At 52.5% G+C, this 18,627-nt stretch carries 14 protein-coding genes; 8 read left to right on the forward strand and 6 right to left on the reverse strand.

All coding sequences use genetic code 11. The annotated features are described in order from the left end of the window. Window positions 1–17 precede the first annotated feature (17 nt). On the forward strand, window positions 18–1,181 hold the full coding sequence (locus ABT58_RS18675; RefSeq protein WP_047875965.1) for a glutathionylspermidine synthase family protein: 1,164 nt from the start codon (window positions 18–20) through the stop codon (window positions 1,179–1,181). Between the two features lie 197 nt (window positions 1,182–1,378). Then, window positions 1,379–2,413 carry a DUF3187 family protein gene (locus ABT58_RS18680; protein WP_229821684.1) on the forward strand — a complete coding sequence of 345 codons (1,035 nt, stop codon included), beginning with the start codon at window positions 1,379–1,381 and terminating at the stop codon, window positions 2,411–2,413. A 42-nt stretch (window positions 2,414–2,455) separates the two neighbouring features. On the opposite strand, the gene ABT58_RS18685 is transcribed toward ABT58_RS18680, so the two are convergent. Continuing rightward, on the reverse strand, window positions 2,456–3,343 hold the full coding sequence (locus ABT58_RS18685) for a LysR family transcriptional regulator (protein ID WP_047875966.1): 888 nt from the start codon (window positions 3,341–3,343) through the stop codon (window positions 2,456–2,458). Window positions 3,344–3,597: 254 nt separating this feature from the next. Here ABT58_RS18685 and ABT58_RS18690 point away from each other — a divergent pair, with 254 nt between their 5' ends. Together ABT58_RS18690 and ABT58_RS18695 are read left to right on the forward strand one after the other, a co-directional pair. Next, window positions 3,598–4,584: an HlyD family secretion protein gene (locus tag ABT58_RS18690; RefSeq protein WP_373300193.1), complete on the forward strand. Its 987-nt coding sequence runs from the start codon at window positions 3,598–3,600 to the stop codon at window positions 4,582–4,584. A gap of 3 nt (window positions 4,585–4,587) precedes the next feature. Next, window positions 4,588–6,156, forward strand: coding sequence for a DHA2 family efflux MFS transporter permease subunit (locus tag ABT58_RS18695; RefSeq protein WP_047875968.1), 1,569 nt, complete (start codon window positions 4,588–4,590; stop codon window positions 6,154–6,156). Between the two features lie 103 nt (window positions 6,157–6,259). On the opposite strand, the gene ABT58_RS18700 is transcribed toward ABT58_RS18695, so the two are convergent. Then, complete coding sequence (locus ABT58_RS18700) at window positions 6,260–7,075, reverse strand: SH3 domain-containing protein (RefSeq protein ID WP_047875969.1); 816 nt, start codon at window positions 7,073–7,075, stop codon at window positions 6,260–6,262. A gap of 1,337 nt (window positions 7,076–8,412) precedes the next feature. Between ABT58_RS18700 and ABT58_RS18705 the strand changes: the two genes are divergently transcribed. The 3 genes from ABT58_RS18705 (at window position 8,413) to ABT58_RS18715 (ending at window position 11,555) form a co-directional block, all read left to right on the forward strand. Next, window positions 8,413–9,114: a UTRA domain-containing protein gene (locus tag ABT58_RS18705; RefSeq protein ID WP_229821688.1), complete on the forward strand. Its 702-nt coding sequence runs from the start codon at window positions 8,413–8,415 to the stop codon at window positions 9,112–9,114. Between the two features lie 8 nt (window positions 9,115–9,122). Continuing rightward, a complete protein-coding gene (locus ABT58_RS18710; protein WP_047875971.1) occupies window positions 9,123–10,130 on the forward strand; it encodes a sugar phosphate isomerase/epimerase family protein in 1,008 nt (335 codons plus the stop codon). A gap of 168 nt (window positions 10,131–10,298) precedes the next feature. Next, entirely contained in the window at window positions 10,299–11,555 is a 1,257-nt protein-coding gene (locus ABT58_RS18715; protein WP_047875972.1) for an MFS transporter, read from the forward strand. A gap of 87 nt (window positions 11,556–11,642) precedes the next feature. On the opposite strand, the gene ABT58_RS18720 is transcribed toward ABT58_RS18715, so the two are convergent. Then, entirely contained in the window at window positions 11,643–13,268 is a 1,626-nt protein-coding gene (locus ABT58_RS18720; RefSeq protein WP_240478050.1) for a cytochrome-c peroxidase, read from the reverse strand. Window positions 13,269–13,815: 547 nt separating this feature from the next. On the opposite strand from ABT58_RS18720, the gene ABT58_RS18725 reads away from it, so the two are divergent. Beyond that, window positions 13,816–14,307: a hypothetical protein gene (locus ABT58_RS18725; RefSeq protein ID WP_047875973.1), complete on the forward strand. Its 492-nt coding sequence runs from the start codon at window positions 13,816–13,818 to the stop codon at window positions 14,305–14,307. An 88-nt stretch (window positions 14,308–14,395) separates the two neighbouring features. Here the strand turns inward: ABT58_RS18725 and ABT58_RS18730 are convergent, their stop codons facing one another. The 3 genes from ABT58_RS18730 to ABT58_RS18740 all read right to left on the reverse strand — a co-directional run bounded on the left by ABT58_RS18730 (window position 14,396) and on the right by ABT58_RS18740 (window position 18,599). Continuing rightward, a complete protein-coding gene (locus ABT58_RS18730) occupies window positions 14,396–15,562 on the reverse strand; it encodes a hypothetical protein (RefSeq protein WP_047875974.1) in 1,167 nt (388 codons plus the stop codon). 207 nt (window positions 15,563–15,769) lie between these two features. After that, complete coding sequence (locus tag ABT58_RS18735; protein ID WP_047875975.1) at window positions 15,770–16,114, reverse strand: hypothetical protein; 345 nt, start codon at window positions 16,112–16,114, stop codon at window positions 15,770–15,772. Window positions 16,115–16,307: 193 nt separating this feature from the next. Next, window positions 16,308–18,599, reverse strand: a complete 2,292-nt coding sequence (locus ABT58_RS18740) for a patatin-like phospholipase family protein (protein WP_047875976.1) — start codon at window positions 18,597–18,599, stop codon at window positions 16,308–16,310. Window positions 18,600–18,627 lie beyond the last annotated feature (28 nt).

The following is an 18,627-nucleotide window of genomic DNA, read 5'->3' on the forward strand; positions in this document are numbered from 1 at the left end:
CGCAGCAAGGATGCAGTATGTTAAGGCTTCATTGCCAGGAACGCCCTCACTGGCGCGAACTGGCGAAAGACTTTGGGTTTGGCTTTCACAGCATGTACGACGAGCCCTACTGGGACGAAACCGGCTATTACCAATTCACCCTCAAGCAAATTGAGCGTGATTTAGAAGATCCCACCGAAGAGATCCACCAGATGTGTCTGGAAGTGGTCGATACCGTGGTGAAAGACGAATATTGGCTGCAGCGCTTTCAAATCCCTGAGGCGATGTGGCAATCGGTGCTGGACTCCTGGCGCAGTCGTGAACCGTCACTCTATGCGCGTTTAGACTTTGCTTATGATGGTAAAAGCCCGGCCAAGCTGTATGAAAACAATGCCGACACCCCGACCTCTTTGTACGAAACCGCCTTTTGGCAATGGTTGTGGCTGGAAGACATGGTAAAAAGTGGCCAGATCCGCCGTGATGCCGATCAATTCAACCTGCTGCAAGAATTGCTGATGGCGCGCTTTCAGGAGCTCGCCAAACAACAGCCGGGGCAGACGCTGCACTTTGCCTGTTGTAAAGACACCGAAGAAGATCGCGGCACCGTGCAGTATTTGGAAGACTGCGCCAAAGAAGCGGGGCTCTCGACCGCTTTTGTGTTTGTGGAAGATATCGGCATTAATGGCAAACAAGAGTTTACCGATCTCAAAGATCACCCCATTCGCTGGATGTTCAAACTCTACCCGTGGGAGTTCATGTTCCGGGAAGAATTTGCCCAATACCTGCCGACCACGCAGGTCAACTGGCTGGAGCCAATGTGGAAATCGGTACTGAGTAACAAGGCTCTGTTACCGATGCTGTGGCAAAAATTCAAAGGCCACCCTAACCTGCTGCCAGCCTATTTCCCGGATGATCGCGAATTAAGCCAGCTAAAGGATTACGTCATCAAACCCATTTTTGCCCGCGAAGGGGCCAATATCACCATCGTCGAAAATGGCCGCCAAACATTGCGTATTGACGGGCCGTATGGCGATGAAGGGGTGATCTATCAGGCCTACCATCCGCTGCCAAAATTCAATGATGCGTACACCTTGATTGGCAGCTGGCTGGTGAATGACAAACCAGCAGGCATCGCGATTCGGGAGGATCGCTCTCGCGTGACGCAAGACATGTCCCGCTACATTCCCCACATTATTTTATAAGACCGATACGCCTCTCACCGTCGTATCACTTTTGAGACAAGCTTCTATCGCCTATTTGCTACAGTCAGTGAATAGGCGTTGTTCTCACATACCTGACTGTATCTACTCCTCTTTTTTCACACCCAACAACTGTCAGCGCATTCACGTATAACGCCACACTCTCCCCTCTTTTTTCATTTTCATAGTGTGATGGCGATATGATGACGACACACCGTGCTTTTCGATATTCACTCAACCGCGCTGGCGTGGCCTTACTGCTTGGGACTGGACTCACGCCTTTTGCCGCAACGTCTGCCACAAATTCTGCCACCCAAACCCGCGAGGCCTTTGATGACTATGGCCCGCTGAAAACCTATGCCCAATCGCCGCTACAATCCAACAGTTTGACCCCGCAAGTGCGATCCGGTTTTCGCCTGCCCACCCAAACCGTGGAATTATATGGCACCGGCACCATTGCCAGTGTGTGGGCCAATACCGATGACTACAAGATGGATTACTATCAAAATGATCTGTCCGTTGGCAGTTACATCCAGATCAATGAAAAATGGGCGATCGAGATGGATTACACTTGGCGCTTTGCTGCCAACAACGGGCTTGATACGTTAACCAAAGCCTTCCATGACACCTTTGGCATTGGCCTCAACGGCCGGGATGAAGTCGACAAACACGCATTTGATATTTCGGTGCCGCAATACGGGGTGGAGATCCACGATTTTGAGGGGAAGACACTCAGCAATGCGTTTACCATCTATGCCAGTTACCAAGTGTTAGAAAATACCCACCATGGTCTGTCGCTCGGCGGTTCGCTGTACTACAACTATGTCGGCAGTGGCCCTTTTAAAACCAGCAGTCTGGAGCAAGCACTGCAACTCAATTACAGTTATCGCAGTGGTAAACACCGAGTGTACACCTTGCTGGGCCTGTCGTATCGCCACAATGATGAGGTGCTTTCCAATATTCCCTACAACCACTTCGCCTTTTCCTCCGGGATCAGTTACCAATATGCCATTGCGCCGCGCCATCGCCTGATCACCGAATTCCACCTGTATGAAGGGGCGTCCGATGCGACATCGGATCTCAATGAACCCTCCACCGAAGTGCTACTGGGCTATCGCTACCACACAGACGAAGGGGCCATTGAAATCTCGATGATCGAAAACGTCTTCAACATGGATAACAGTACCGACATTGCCTTTACGCTGGGCTATCGTCATCGGGTCACATTTGAATAGCCACCGAGACTTTGCACCGCCGCATCCGCTCATTTAAAAAAGCTAACGTTCAAAACGTGCCAGCAGAAAATCAATTAAGGCCCGTAACCGCTTGGGCATCAGTTTGCGTTGCGGATACACCAAACTGACTGGCACCAGCGGCATCTCCCAGTCCGGCAACAATTGCACCAAATGCCCTTCGGCCAAATGGGTACGACAAATGAATTCAGGCAACACCGCGACCCCCAATCCGTCCAAACAGGCACTGAGTGAAGCGGTGATGGTATTGACCCGAAAACGGTAGGGCAGATCCAAACTCACTAAATCCCCCGACTGAATAAAATGCCATTGCGGCAATTTCACGGCGGTGTTGTGCACTTTGATCTGGTGATGAGGCGGGACTAGGTCAGCGGGCGAGTTCACCATACCATACTGCTCAAGATACGCCGGACTGGCCACCAGCACCCGCTGCGAGGCGGTTAACGGTCGCGATACCAAGCTGGAATCTTCCACTTCACCGACCTGTGCGTACAGATCGATCCCCTCGCCAATCACATCCACGTCCCGGTTTGTCAGTTCCAAATGGATGGTCACGTTCGGATAGGCTTTCAAAAACGCATTAATCGTGGGACCGAGTACCTGATGGCCCAATTCCACCGGCATCACCACATTTAATCGCCCACGGATCAAATCCTGATTGGCCGACACTTCCAACTCCGCCTGGCTCATGATCTCCAGCATCTGCGAGCAAGACTGGTAAAAGGTCTCCCCTTCCTGTGTCAGTACCAAACTGCGGGTCGAGCGCGTGATCAATCGCACACCAAGGTGCTGCTCCAACTCCGCCACTTTGCGGCTCACGGTAGATTTGGTGAGCTCTAAATTCTCCGCCGCTTGGGTAAAACTTCCTGAATCAACAACTTGTGAAAAAATGGCGATGGTATTTAAGTCCATGCAATGCCCTTTCTGGCTGTATTAGCGCAATTTCTGCAACAGTGTTTTCTGTTTTTCCTATCTTATCAACCAATGAGTTTCATTTACACTTTGAAACACTTTTAGCACCCCTGTCACCGACCACATAGAGATCCTTCATGGCCGAACACACAACGCCAGCCGCTGACACCGCTCAGCCATCAGCTCAACCTTCACATCCGTCCCACACCACACCGAAGCAAAAGAAAAAAGCGCCGCTCATCGCCACCTTGATCATGCTTTCGTTAGGCGCACTGGGTGGCGGCTATTGGTGGGGCTACGGCCAGTACTTTGAATCGACCGATAATGCCTACTTACACGGGGATATCACCAATATCAGCCCCAAAGTGGCCGGTTACATCACCCAAAGCTATGTCACTGATAACCAAGCGGTGAAAGCCGGGGATTTACTGGCACAAATTGATGATCGCGATTTCATTGCCGCGCTGGATCAGGCCAAAGCCAACCTGGCTGTCAATCAAGCCGCCATCGGCAATTTCATCGCCCAACAGCAGCTGCAACGTACCAAAATCAGCCAATCCAAAAGCCAGATTGCCTCCGCCCAAGCCGAATACGATCGCGCCAAACAACAAGTAGCCCGTACCCGTAGCCTGCTGACCCGCAACTACTCGTCACAAGATGAACTCGACAGCATGCTGGCCCATGAAAAAGTAACAGCAGCGCAACTGGCAGAGGCCCAAGCCAACTACCAAGGGCAAAAAGATCAACTGGCAGTATTGGCCAGCCAAATCAAGCAAGCTGAAGCGGCCGTGACAGAAGCCAAAGCGGAATGTGAAAAAGCCCAGCTGAATCTTGATTACACCCGCATTTATGCGCCAGTTGACGGCATTGTCGGCAAACGCAGCCTGCGTGTGGGCTTGTATGTGCAACCGGGCATGCCGCTGATGAGCTTGGTACCCACGGAAAATGTCTGGATTGAAGCCAACTTCAAAGAGACTCAACTGGCGGGGATCCACCAAGGCCAAAGCGTTAACGTCGAGATTGATGCCTACCCGGGCCAACCGCTTGAAGGCATTGTGCAGAGTTTCTCTCCGGCGACCGGGGCCAAATTTGCCTTGCTGCCACCGGAAAATGCAACCGGTAACTTCACCAAAATCGTTCAGCGCGTGCCGGTGAAAATCACCATTCCCGATCAAAAAGCGCTGAAAGGCCGTCTGATCCCGGGGCTGTCTGTGGTGGCCACGGTCGACACGCGAGGGTAACCCATGGCGAACACGCTCGCGCAACCCGCCACTGCCTCGGCAGGGCGACCGGCTGACGATTTTGCCGTGCCTCGCCGCCATTGGATCGCCCTGTTTGGCGGCCTGATCGGCGCGTTCATGGCCATTTTAGATATTCAGATCACCAACTCCTCCCTGAAAGACATTCAGGGCGCGTTATCGGCCACCCTAGACGAAAGCTCATGGATTTCCACCTCCTATCTGGTGGCAGAAATGATCGCCATTCCACTCAGTGGCTGGCTGTCCAAATCGCTGGGCAAACGCCGTTACCTGACGTGGACCACGCTGATCTTTACCTTGTCGTCCTTCCTGTGCTCTTTGTCGTGGAACATGACCTCCATGATTGTGTTTCGCGCCATGCAGGGCTTCAGCGGCGGGGCGTTAATTCCACTGGCGTTCTCGCTGGTGGTACAGTTGCTGCCGATCCAAAAACGCGCGGTCGGGATGGCGCTGTTCGGGATCACCGCCACCTTTGCCCCGTCCATCGGACCGACCTTTGGCGGCTGGCTGACGGAGAATCTGTCGTGGCATTACATCTTCTACATCAACATTCCGCCGGCCATACTGGTGATCACCATGATCCGCTACGGGCTGGAAGACGAACCGCTCAACTTGAGCCTGCTGCGCAAAGCGGACTGGTTTGGCATTGTCACCATGGCCATGGGCTTGGGGTGTCTGGAAGTGGTGTTGGAAGAAGGCAACCGCAAAGAATGGTTCAGTTCCAGTTTTATCATCTCGCTGGCCATTATCTCGGCAGTCAGTTTGGTCTATTTTGTGATCAACGAATGGCAGCACAAAAAACCACTGGTGAATCTGCGCCTGCTGCGTGACGGCCAGTTTGCCATGGCCTGTATCGCGTACCTGATCCTGGGGATGGCGCTGCTCGGCTCGATTTACGTGCTGCCGATGTACTTAACCCAAATTCAGCGCTACAACGCGATGGAAATCGGCGAAGTACTGATGTGGATGGGCTTTCCGCAACTGCTCCTGTTCCCGATTGTGCCCAAACTGGTGCAGTACATTAAACCCAAGTATCTGGTGACTTTTGGTTTTGTGATGTTTGGGCTGAGCTGTTACGTCAACACCCACATGACCGCTGACTTCGGAGGCCAGCAGATGATCCTGTCGATGATCCTGCGCGCCATTGGTAGTCCGTTCATCATGGTGCCGCTGTCACTGGTGGCGATGAAAAGCATTAAGCTGGAAGACACGCCGGATGCTTCCACCCTGACCAACGTCATGCGTAACCTGGGCGGGGCATTCAGTATCGCGTTTATTGCCACCTTGCTGGATAACAAAACCCGCGAGCACTTGGCGCACATCAAAACGTCTTTGCCGAGCGTGAGTGTGGATGGCTGGCAGCAGTTGCATCAGCAGCAAGCTTTTTTCATTCAGGCGGGCAGTGATGCCCATACTGCGCTGCAACAGGCGCAAGCCAGCTTACTGGCTACTATGCAGCGGGATGCGGCCATCATGGCCTACAACGATGTGTTCTTGATGATGACGGGCTTTCTGGCGATCGCCGCCGTGCTGATCATGAGCATGAAAGACTGAGCCTAGTTTCTAGTTTCTAGTTTCTAGTTTCTAGTTTCTAGTTTCTAGTATGCAGAAAAGCCAAAAGGCCATGGAGAGCGAACTGTCCATGGCCTTTTTTGTATCAGGTTCTCGATGGGTCGTCTGGCACCGTCGGTGTGTCGATGTACCACACTTTATGTTGTTTCCGACAGGCCTTTAAGGTTCCGGAGGTATCGTCGTTATCATTGCGTAACTGATAATCGAGATAACGACAGGTGAACACCCCATCCACATCCTTTTCCGGCAAGGTACTGGCAGCTTCAATCAGCGCTTTTGACGGTAACAGTGAGGACACCAGCGAGTTAGGCTGTGTCGAAAGAATATCCCGCGAGATCACGTTACTTTGCGCATAGTCACTGTGCACATAGCCTTTGATCATCCCTCTTTGCTCCACCAGCAACCAAGGGGTATCCGTCACACGCGCCATCGCATGGAACACTTCGCCTTTTTGCAGTACCCCCAGGATGTCCCCTTTCAGCCCCGGCTCACTGCGAATATTGAGGTTCGCATTGGAATGGTAAGGAATGTCAACAAACTGAAGATCATGCTGAATGTTCACCGCTTCGGCTGAAGGGTGTTTGACCTCAACGGTACGCCATTCTTGCGGCTGGACACGGATGATCCATTTCGCGTACGTGCGGGGATCGCGTCCCTGCCATTCACTGCCTTTTTCTGACTCCAAGGCATCGAGCATTTGCTCCAAAAACACATCACGGCTGCGTTGGCTCAAATAGAAATCCAACTGATCGCTCAATACGGTCACACTGTGTGCATGGGTCTCTTGCAGCGTTTCCGCTTCACGCTCCACTTGTGCTTGCGGCATGGTTTGACACCCGGACAGCACCAACCCACTCAGGACGACACCCATCAGCCCGATACGCTTTGTCGCCTTCTTCATCCCTTTTCCCTCCTATCAATGTCCTTCCGGCAGTCAGATCAGTTTTCGGTGCCTTCGCCCGCTACACCGCGATGTGTGGCCGTTATGCTCACATCCCCGAGCTCGGCGTGCTCCCTCTTCCTGAACCATCGGTGGTTGCATCTCACGATTTTCCGTTTTTGACCCCAAGACAAACATCACCGCAAAGATCGTTGGACGATCATCCTCAATCATGATGTCCTCCCCATACAGCGTATGCCCCATTGCAACATACACCTGTTGGCAAGCTTATTAACAGGCGCGATCACTCAAACTTCCAAGCGCCTCATTCAATTGATGTTGTTTGCAACGCGCATACAGTGCGGTGTGACACCTCAATCCCAAATTTACGCACTGTCCGTGTACAACACCGCCATAACGCGCCGGGAAATACCCAAAACCGATCACACGTTAGCGCCCACAGCCGGGCACTAAAGCATCAAGCCCATGAGCTGGCGACCTGTTTTCACGCCACGTGCCTGCACCCGAAATCTCGCTCAGGTTACGCAGACAAGCTGAAAAATCAAATGAAAATAATTGCATATATTCAAGAGCCTATCCCAAATAGACATAGCCTTTATCGGGTTTTATAACCCTCCGTTACACGGTGTGAATGCCCGTCTTCCCGTCTGCAACCCATTTGGTACGAAAGGCCTGTGAGTGACCACGATTTACACCCGCGTTTTCACCGAAAATGCGCACGATTCACACAAGCCAAACGTCCCCCCGAAAGCCATCCCGTGCCACACTGTTGATGCAAAAGGTATAACGGCACGGGTAGCCAGGCGGTATAAAAAATGTACTTTTCCGACGCACATCACACCCTGATTTTCACCCTGTGCAGGCCTCTCGGGGGTGTGCCGATAACTTGCCCGATGCACACACCGTGCTCTTCATGCGCCCAAACCTGGCGCACGGTGGGGCTCTCCCCCCTTTTTCGCCCGATGCCCTCTTTGTGTTGTCTCCTTCTTACCTTCCCCCCTCGTTCTTCTCGCAGATACGACCCGGCATTCATCGCCTTCACGACACAGCAATGTACTAACCTCATGATAATCAATGAGGTTTAGCGTATTCTAACGGGCCATTGCGAAACGGAAGGTCTCTGCCACCGCCGCCCTTACCTTTGACGGCGATACCGAGGATGCAGAGGGTTCAGGGAGGCTCCCTTGGCTGTGATGCCTCTCACGCTTTGGCCTGTGCTTTGCGACTTCAAGCACAATTTAACGATTGAATGAGCAAAAACTATTGAGCTTTTTACCCACAGGATTATCCTGCCACCAACAACTGGTTTAAACCAGATGGAGAAAACAGTGAAAACCATGAATTATGTCAGCCTTGTCCGCGAACGTTTTGAGCAGTGGTTAAGCGAGAGCAACCTGCCTGCGGGGGCGAAGCTGCCATCCGAACGCGAACTGTGTGAATTGCTGGACACCAAACGCATGACGTTGCGTCAGGTGTTGATCGAATTGGAAGTGGAATCGCGCATTTTCCGTAAGAACCGCAGTGGATGGTTTATCACACCCAGCAAGTTTATTTATAACCCGAAATGCCTCTCCAGTTTTAATGAAGAAGCACTCGCTCAAGGACGCAAACCGTTTTGGGATTATTTAGATAAAACACGCGTTGATAATGCCCCAACCGATGTTGCGGCGCTATTTTCTGCAGACTCACACCCGCCGATTCAAAAAATCACGGGGTGGTGTGGATTAGATGCCCACAAAGTGTTTTATCACGAGTCGTATATTAATACGCACGTCGCCCCCGACTATATTGAACAATTGAGCGATCAATCGTTTGCCGCATTATGGCAAGCTTATTATGGCCAACAGTTAACGATCCAAAAACTGGCCTTTAAACCGGTCAATATGCCACCGGAAGCGTGTAAAGAATTAGGCGTTGCACCGAATTCCTTCGGTATTTTAATTGAAAAGCACCGCGCCAATGAACAGAAACAAGTGGTTCACATCGACTTTGAATATTGGCGATTTGAATCCGTCGAATTAGTGATTAACGATTTATAAGGAAAGCTATGTTAACCCACACACCTCACGTCTTGGCAGAGCGTGCCGCGCAGATCCCCCTTTACCTGCACGCCTATGCGTTTCATTTAAATATGCGTTATGAACGTCTGTTACCCAACGATCTGCTCGATATTGCCCACCAGCAAGATCTGCGTGGGGTGAAAATTCACGTCGAAGATGGCGAATCCCAATCACTGCGTACCTTTAGCGACGATGCTTTTGCCCAATTCAAAGCGAAAGCGGCCGCGTACCAGCTGGATATTCACATCGAAACCAGCGCCTCCGATCCGGCAACGCTGGATGAAGCGATGCGTATCGCCCATGCCACGGGAGCAACATCGGTGCGTTTTTACCCGCGCTATGAAGGCCATCTCTCTACGGTGTTAGCGAAAATCCAACAGGACTTGGCCTATTTACGCCAGTTTGATGATTGCGGCCTGACGTTCACCATTGAGCAGCATGAAGATCTCAAAGGCCATGAACTGGTCACGCTGGTAGAAAACAGCGGCATGAAAAATCTCTCTATCCTGTTTGATTTTGGCAACATGATCAACGCCAACGAACAGCCGCTAGACGCACTGGCCGTCATGGCACCACACATTACGCAGGTTCACATTAAAGATGCGAAATGCCTGAAAGAAGGCAAAGGCTGGGGCCATGAAGCCTGCCGTACCGGCCATGGCGATCTCCCTCTGAAGGCCATGCTGACAGAATTGCTACAACTGGGTGATACGCACCCACAAGTCATGGCCTTTGGTCTGGAAGAAGAAGTGGATTACTACGCGCCGGCGTTCCGTTTTGATGATGAAGGGGACGACCCATGGATCCCTTGGCGTGATGCCAGCTTCACGCCACTGCCAAGCGATGAGGCCCGAGATGCCCGCCTGGCCTTAGAACAACAGCATGCGCTGGAACAGATCGCCTTTATTCGTCGCCTTTGCCAAGAGATCCACGATGAACACATCGCGTTGGCACAGCAGACCACACACACAGAACAGGCAATGACAACCGCCTAACGTCTCATTCCGCCTTTGTCATTCACAACCTGACACCTCGTAGGAGGCGGGACGCGTATTGCCTGAAATCAAGACAGGGTGTGCCTGTGATACCTCACGTATCAACGCACCCTGCCTGTCCCATATTGTTATTTTTATTATTGCGTTACAGTACGTAGGAATATGACTATGCTCATGAATAAATGGATCCGGCTTTGCTTTTTAATTCTTGGCGGCGGCACCATCTTTAAATTATCCAGTATGAAAGATGTCTTTTATGTCCCGATGCAAGAAGACTGGGGATTAACCAATACACAAATTGGCCTCAGTTTTACGGTATATACCATTGTACAAACCACCGGTTTATTTCTTTCCCTGTATATTGCCGATCGCTTTTCGAAAAAACTGTTATTACCGGCCGGATTAATTGGCGTGGGATTATGTGGCTTATATTTAAGTACCCTTCCACCTTTTACCGGTTATTTGATCGCATTTGCCGCCATGGCCTTTTTTGCTGATGTTTTATATTGGCCGGTATTATTAAAAGCGGTCCGCTTATTAGGGACAAAGGAAGAACAAGGCCGTTTATTTGGCTTTCTGGAAGCCGGCCGTGGCGTTATCGATGTGATCATCGCCTCCGGTGCGCTGTTTGTCTTTGTTCAGTTCGGCGAAGGCAAAGCGGGCATGCAGGCCGGTTTGATGTACTACACCTTAGTGACATTGGCTGTCGGTATTATCACTTACTTCATTGTCGACAACGATGACGCGGTGCCTGCCACAAAGGGCAAAGACACCAACCTGGAAGTACTCAAAGGGATCAAACATGTCTTAACCAGCACGAACGTCTGGCTGGCAGCTCTGGGGATCTTCTTTGTTTATTCCGCCTACTGTGGCCTGACTTACTTCATCCCGTTCCTGAAAGAAATCTATGCCCTGCCTGTGGCGCTGGTCGGTGCCTACGGTATCATCAACCAGTATGCGCTGAAAATGGTCGGTGGCCCGGTCGGTGGCTTTCTGGCTGACAAAGTGGCCAAATCCCCAACGGTTTACCTGAAGTGGACTTTCTTACTGTCTGCGATAGCGATGTGCCTGTTTGTGCAGCTGCCCCACGCTTCCATGAACGTGTATCTCGGCATGGCGGCAACCTTGGGCTTTGGTGCCATTATCTTCTCCCAACGTGCGATCTTCTTTGCGCCAATGGATGAAATCGGGACGCCACGTCAATACGCGGGCTCCGCCATGGCTTTTGGTTGTATTATTGGTTACATGCCGGCCATGTTCGGTTACACCATTTACGGCTGGTTATTGGATAACTTTGAGGGGATCACCGGGTATAACTACGTGTTCTATACCATGATGGCCTTCAGCCTGTGTGGCTTCGTGTGCTCGTCATTGCTGGCCAAACGCTTGAAACAACCGGTACCAGAGGCTCTGCAAACAGCGTAATACCGCTTACTTATCCCTCTATACCTTGAAAAGCGCATGACCCGAAAGTCATGCGCTTTTATTATACGTTGATAACATTTTGTCTGTTTATCGACGAGACGGACGCTCCGGTCGGGTCGGGCGCTCAGGACTTGAGAAATGGATCGGCTCTGACTTCACCTCTCCGCCATGTTGCATGCGGCTCTCTTTAAAGGGCTGCAAACGGTATGGCTGTGGTGCTTGCACCGTACTCTCATCACTGAGGGTTTTCAGGTACGCCACCACGTCCGCTTCATCTTGTGCCGTTAGACGCAGATCCCCCACCCCAAAACGGGCCACGTTCTGATCCACTTCCGGTACCGGCCAGCAGTTAGCCGCCATCGCTTCAGAAGAAGTCAGGGTTTCATCCGCACACTGTGTTTTGCCAAAGAAACAGGCCGTAGACACCGCCATGCGTTCTTCATCGCTGGTGGCTGCCGCACAGGCGGTTTCTTGTGCTGGCGTCATTGGCGTCGAGCTATTGTAGAAGTGGATCAACTCTTCCAGACTCTTGAACCACCCATTGTGGGTATAGGCCTTCACAAAACTTGGATGAGGACGCTTATCGACATTACGCAGCGTCGGCACTTTGTGCTCCCCTCGGTGAGCTTCTTGCGAGGTGGTCGCAAACAAACCGACATCGGCTTCCGGCGAATTGGGGATTTCGAAATTACGCGGTACCCCAATGTTGAAGTAACGGTCATTGGTATAACGCTCAAACGCCCCCACCCCTTGGTCGTTACCACTCTGGTGACAGAAGAAACAACGGGCACCCGGTGGACGAGTCGTGGCACTGAACACGCCATAGAACAAGTCATGACCTCGGTTTTCTTCTGCTGTGAAATCATCCAACGGGAAGAGGCCATCCGCATCGTTTTTCAATGCCACATCGCGCTTGGAATCAAAGCGGTTGTTATCGGCCGACATTTGCCAGGCCGCAATAGCCAACGCAAAACGGGCAAACACTTTATCAACATGGACATCCCCACAGCGCAAGGCCGTTCCGAAGGCGTAGTTATACAACTGTGGCCCCCACTGGGTTTTACTGACTTGCTCACAGACGGATTTCTTGGTCGGCTTGGCCTGCTCCACCGGATTAGTGAACGGACTGGCATGGGCCTGATCGGCCAGTGGGCCTAAGTATTTCCGGTACATATCATCGTATTTCCCCCGCAGCTGAGCGAAGATCTCAATCTTATGGTACCCCTCAATCATGTCCCCTTCTGCCCGCCCATTCCAAAAGGCGCCGCCACACGGTGCTGGCCCGCCAAAAGCCGGACAGTTGGGATCAAAATTACTTAACCCTTCAATCTTGCCCTCATCATTATGGAACTGGGCATACTGGTTTGTCGGCGGCTTCAGGGTGCCGACTAAAATGCCGTCTGAACCCGTGACCGCCACATCGGTCAGGTTGGTCTGGGAGTCATTATTGGTCCCGCCGGTTGAGCCGGTGTGGCAGGTCGAACAGGACATATTGTTGTTCACGGAGATATCTTCAAAAAACAGACGTTTGCCCATCTCCTCGATATATGTCATCTCGTCCTCGTTCGCCTGTGCACCGAACGTGCTCAGGGCTAACAAAGTGGCCATGCCAATCTGATAACCCAGCGTCCGCCGCCGCAGGTCGGTGATCGGGGAAATGGCCTGTGTGATGTAAGGTTGGTGATCGTGATTCATTGCTCGCCCTCTTCTCATTGCAGCCTCCATTACGCGTTTGTCCGTAACCGGATGGGGTCATTTTAGTGATGCAGTGACGGCGTATGCCTAAATATCCTGCCTATCCCGGCAACACGCTCCCTCCCACGTTTGTCGCAGGAAAAAAAAGCGAGAGGCCGTGATCGAAAAGACATTGGCACACGTAGTCATTCACAATCACAGTATTAACCACAATGTTTGTGCGAGATGCGCAACCCTCCCCGAGTATTAGCAATAAAATACACGTACATTCCCTAATACAAATTGTTCCGTTTGGTGCAAGGGTATTACGGCAAAGACAGTGCAATGAGACGGTCTTATTCTCACACTGTTTGCCTGTTTTATTAGACAGATTGAGAAAAAGAGGAAAAGCCCGCCTTGATTGCAGCAAGGGCGGCTTACATGAGATCGCGATCCGGTTTATACGAAACAGACCTAAAGGAGAAAAGCGAGCGTGCGGCCATCATCACACCCTCAGGGCGCACCGGTTGTGTGGTGTCATCATGCCCGCTAATAACAAGCCACACTCACCAGCTAGGGACAACGCATGAACAACTTACACCGTGTCGGGATCCTCGCTCTGGCCACCTTCGCCACAGCCTGTACCACGACCGAACAGACAGCGGTCAATACACAACAGATAGGTTGGCTGCACGGCAATTGCTTGGCCATTAAACAGGCGGATATCCCTGCCGCTTCACGCTTTACCGTCGTACACCTGGACAATAAGCAGCATGAAGAACAAGCGGTGATCACCCGCCCCAGTTATACCACAGACACCTGCTATGCCCAATTTGCCAATCGTGCTGAAGTGAACAAAGCAGCGGGCTACCATTTTTATCAGGTTCGCACCCAGCAGCCAGTCAATTTTGCCATTGGTGTATTGGGTAAAACCGCCCAGCGCGATAAGGTGGCCTACACGTACTGCCATACCCGTGACGGCATCCAATTTTCTGCCGCCCAAGACGGTAAAACACTCTGGCAGGGGGATTACTACTTAGGCTACGACGCGCTGCCGACCTGTAAACCCGCGCCGTAATCGCTCTCTCAATCACCGCAACACATAAACGCCATAAGCCACACGCCACTCACGCGGTTTTCTGCGCTTGTGGCGCTTATCCCTTTTGTCATTTTGCGGCAGATTGCCGATCGCCCCACTGGGTGATCTGCCGATTTACCGCATGAAAACGTTCGATGTAGGCGAGGTAATCCGGCATGGCGATATCCGCCAATACTGCGCCTGCGACATTGCGGAGTTCCTGCACGGAGGTCATCGCCAAATCCGGCCAATGTTGATGCTGCGCAATATAATCGGCTTCGGGTAACTCAGAGAGCATGGCCGTGTGCGCATAATAGTGATAAACCGTATTGGTGGTTAGATGTGGCTTGTACACGAGACGCGCCATCCACAAAGGAATCGGTTGCTCGGCCGAAAACAGATCTCCCCGAGCAACCATCGACAAATGATAGCCATGCGGTAACAGAAATTCATAAGCGAGCGGCACACGCAGACTGCGTTCTTGTGGGGTCAGTTGGGTGATCCACACGGCAGGAAAATCAACCCGCAGTGCCGCTACACGGTGCAACCACACCAGATGTTCTTCAAACATCTGCAAATAAACTAATTTGCCGATCACCGTCATCTCGGCGGCCAGATGACGGCGCAGGTGCTGCATCTGAGTCGTGACGTTATCCACTAACGCCGCCAGTGCAGCGCTGGATTGCCGTGCCGCATCAGGCTTGTGGGATGCAGCGATGCGATGGGCGTCATACCACCATTGCGTCAGTTGTAAGCGGTTGGCCTGGATCAGGTATTGATAAAAAGGTATCGGCGTATCATCGGCCACCGGCAGCAACGGATTGGCCGGTGCCGACTGAAGGACGAGCTGAAAACGGGCGATCAAAGTTGTATATTGCGCCAGCACCGGGGCAATCTTGTTTTTTGCCGCTAACAGTTGATCTGGACACCTGTCTTGGGTGAAATCACACAATGCCACCTCATCTTCGACCGGCAAAGGCAGGGTGTGAGGAAGACTCAGCGCGGAGCGATCCTGACTGGCTTGGTAGGCGTGCAGATAGGCCTGCCCGACCGTCACTGGCGTGTTCTCTGCCGCCGTGCCGATACCGAGTAAATACGCGTAACTCTGTCCGCCTTCGCTGGCCATCGCCGCCGAAGAAACGGGCACTTCACGCACAACAGGGGCAATGAAGGGGGCAATGGCGGGATCTAACGGATCATCCCATTGCCATACACTGCCTAACACACTGATCACACTGACGATAACACCTAACATACCTCTCCCCTACTGCGACGCTACGGCCTATCCATTTGCCCGGACATAGGGTATCGCCGCCGCCGGTAAAAAGAGAGTGTGCTTTTCTCTTTATCACAAAAAACGGAAGCGACCCCGCACTCTGCACGTTACCATGACAGGTACATACATGGCTTGATCATGCTTCCGTATTGCGCTTACCGTTACCGGCCGCTTAAACGGCAGGGGTTAATGTAAGAAGGTCTGCTTTTCGTGCGCGCTGGTGGCCGTCAGATCGCCTGCCGGATTCACCAGGTGCGGCAAAATCTTTGCAAGATTCAGGGTCATATCCTGATCCACAACCGGTTGGATCATCGTGTGGTACCAGCCCAACACGCCCATCACGGCATAACCAATGGCGTCATCGCTGTCACGGTGCTCCAGCACAATCTGCATAAAGCGCAGGATCGCTTTATCATTGCTGCCCGCCTGGGTCAGGGTTTGTTGGTAAATCGCACACGCTTCATCCACCAAACCGTCAAATTCTGTCTCAATCGCGACCTGAAAGGAGCCGCCATCTAGGGAGATTTTCATCGTTATCTTTCCGTTTACATCCGAAGCCGCCATCGTACCGGAACCGGCCCGAGGTTTTGTGATCTCACCCCGCAAACCGGGCGCTCTGGACAATCTGCCACCACTTTCAGACAAAAAAAGCGAGTCCCGAGGACTCGCTTTGTGGTTTATGCTCAGGCAAAGGCTCAGCCAGCCCCAGCCAAAGGGATATAGGTTACTTGAAAGAGCTGCCGACCGAGAAATAGAACGAACTCTGACTGCTCTCAGCATGGCCATAGGCCAGATACACCGGACCAATCGGCGTGTCTAACCCGACAAACAGGCTGCCCGCCGTCAGGCTGGTGCTCAGGCTGATATCGCGTTCATCATCCCAGACCCCGCCCTGCTCCAGTGAACCACCGATATACACGGGGACGGACAAGGCGCCAAAATCGTTATCCAGCAAGCGATAACTGTACACCAAGGCCCCAAAGGCGCGGTAACGACCATTGAGTTCATAACGGTGGTAACCGGACATATTGAACAAGCCCCCCAGATCCTGCACGTACAAGGGCAGCACATCCTCAGAGTCGTACCCGCCCAATTTAGCTTTCAGTGTCAGGCTGTGACGTGCATAACTGAACGGTTTCGACAGATTCACGTCATAAAACAGGTTATCGCCGGTCACGGTATCGCTCCCATTGACGGCGCTGCGTCCTCGTCCGATACCAATTTCCGCCTCAAACAAAGTACCGTGGCGTGGGAAGTAGAAACTGTCCAAATCATCATACACAAATGACACGTAAGGCCCATGTACCGTGTAATCCTGTTTATTCTGGAAACCTTGCTCATTCACCTCACCACTGGCGCCCCGGTAACCCAGCGCCAGGGCACTCCACGGCTGCAGGTTCCAGCCCACTTCCGCAAACGCGGTGTACGTGGCGTATTCCGTTTCCACCGTGCTGCCGACCGGACGGCCGATCAAATCGCCCTGCTCTTGCGACAACACAAACTCACGGATCTCTCGGTTCCACCCGACACCCGCCGCCGTAAACATGGATTTTTGGTAATCCAACGGGAAATAGACACTGGTATTGATCGCTTTCCAGCTGCCCAATAGCCACTCAAACTGCCATTCACCGCCTTTGTCGGTTAAATCGGTATAGATATACTGGCTGCCAAAGGCAAAATCCGACCGGTTGACCAGATCATCTTCAAAACTGAATTTGAAGTTAAGGTAACCCGGGCCCCAGGACTTTTCCCGTACATCCATCACCAGGACATTTTCCTCGCCCTGACGCTGGATCTGATAGGTGATGCGCTCGTAAATATCCTGACTGTTGAGACGCTTCACCGCCTCATCCAATTCATGGTTCGCTACGACCCGGCCCACCTCCAGATTGAGCGCCGCCAACAGCGCAGTATCGGAACGACGGGTGTGATTTTCTAACGCAATACGGTCGATGTAATACGCCGAACTGGCCAATAGCTGGCTGCGACGATCGAGTTTCTTACGCTGATAATCTGCATAATCATCTTGTGACAACTGGTAACGCAACAGCGACGGCAGCGCGGCAATCGCCACCTGGCGGCCGGCTAAATAGGCCTGCTCCATCTTGTCAAAATCCGGCGCCAGCATGAACGACACATCCGGTTGCAGGTAAATATCCTGCTTCCCCATCAGGGCCTTTTGCTGATCCGCACTGCTGTTGGTCATGAAGGTCGTCAACTGGCCGACAATGTTTAAGGCACTATTGAGATCGCGCTCACCGTACAAGGCATCACGCAGATCCACCGCGATGATCACCTCGGCCCCCAAGGCCTTCGCGGCGTCCACCGGCATGTTATTGACCACGCCGCCATCGACCAAGATCTTGTCGTCGATCCTGACCGGCAGCAACGCCCCCGGCACCGTCATGGACGCCTGCATAGCAGTCGCCAGATGGCCTTTGTCTAACCACACCGGTTTCACATGAACGATATCCGTCGCCACCGCGCGATACGGGATCGCGAGGCGATCAAAACTGGCCAGATCCGGCAGGTTTTCGGTCAGTTGCCCCAACAGGGTCGCCATGCCCTGCCCCTGAAACGCACCGGGCTTAGATCGGTAGTTACCGTCAAGATCGATGCCGATGTCCGCATAAATCTGATAATTGTCGTTTTGTTTCTTACGACGCAATTCCAGATCATTACGGCCCACCCGATCGGTATAACCCTGTTGCCAGTCGGCAGCCAACGTGCGCTGTTTAACCTCTTCGGCCGACAAGCCCATGGCATACATGCCACCGACATAGGCGCCCATACTGGTGCCGGTGATCACATCCACCGGAATACGGTTCGCTTCCAGTACCGATAAGACCCCGATATGGGCAGCCCCTTTGGCGCCGCCGCCACTGAGCACGACCCCAATGGTGGGGCGTCCGGTCTCAGTGGCCGCCTCGTTTTCTGCGGCATCGGCCGGCCACACCATTACCATTGACAACAACACGGTCACGCCACACCGGCGCCATGGCTCCAGCCACTTCATGCCATCATATCCTTGCTCTAACATATTG

The organism is Photobacterium aphoticum, assembly GCF_001029435.1.
In the GTDB taxonomy this organism is placed as follows: Bacteria; Pseudomonadota; Gammaproteobacteria; order Enterobacterales; family Vibrionaceae; genus Photobacterium; species Photobacterium aphoticum.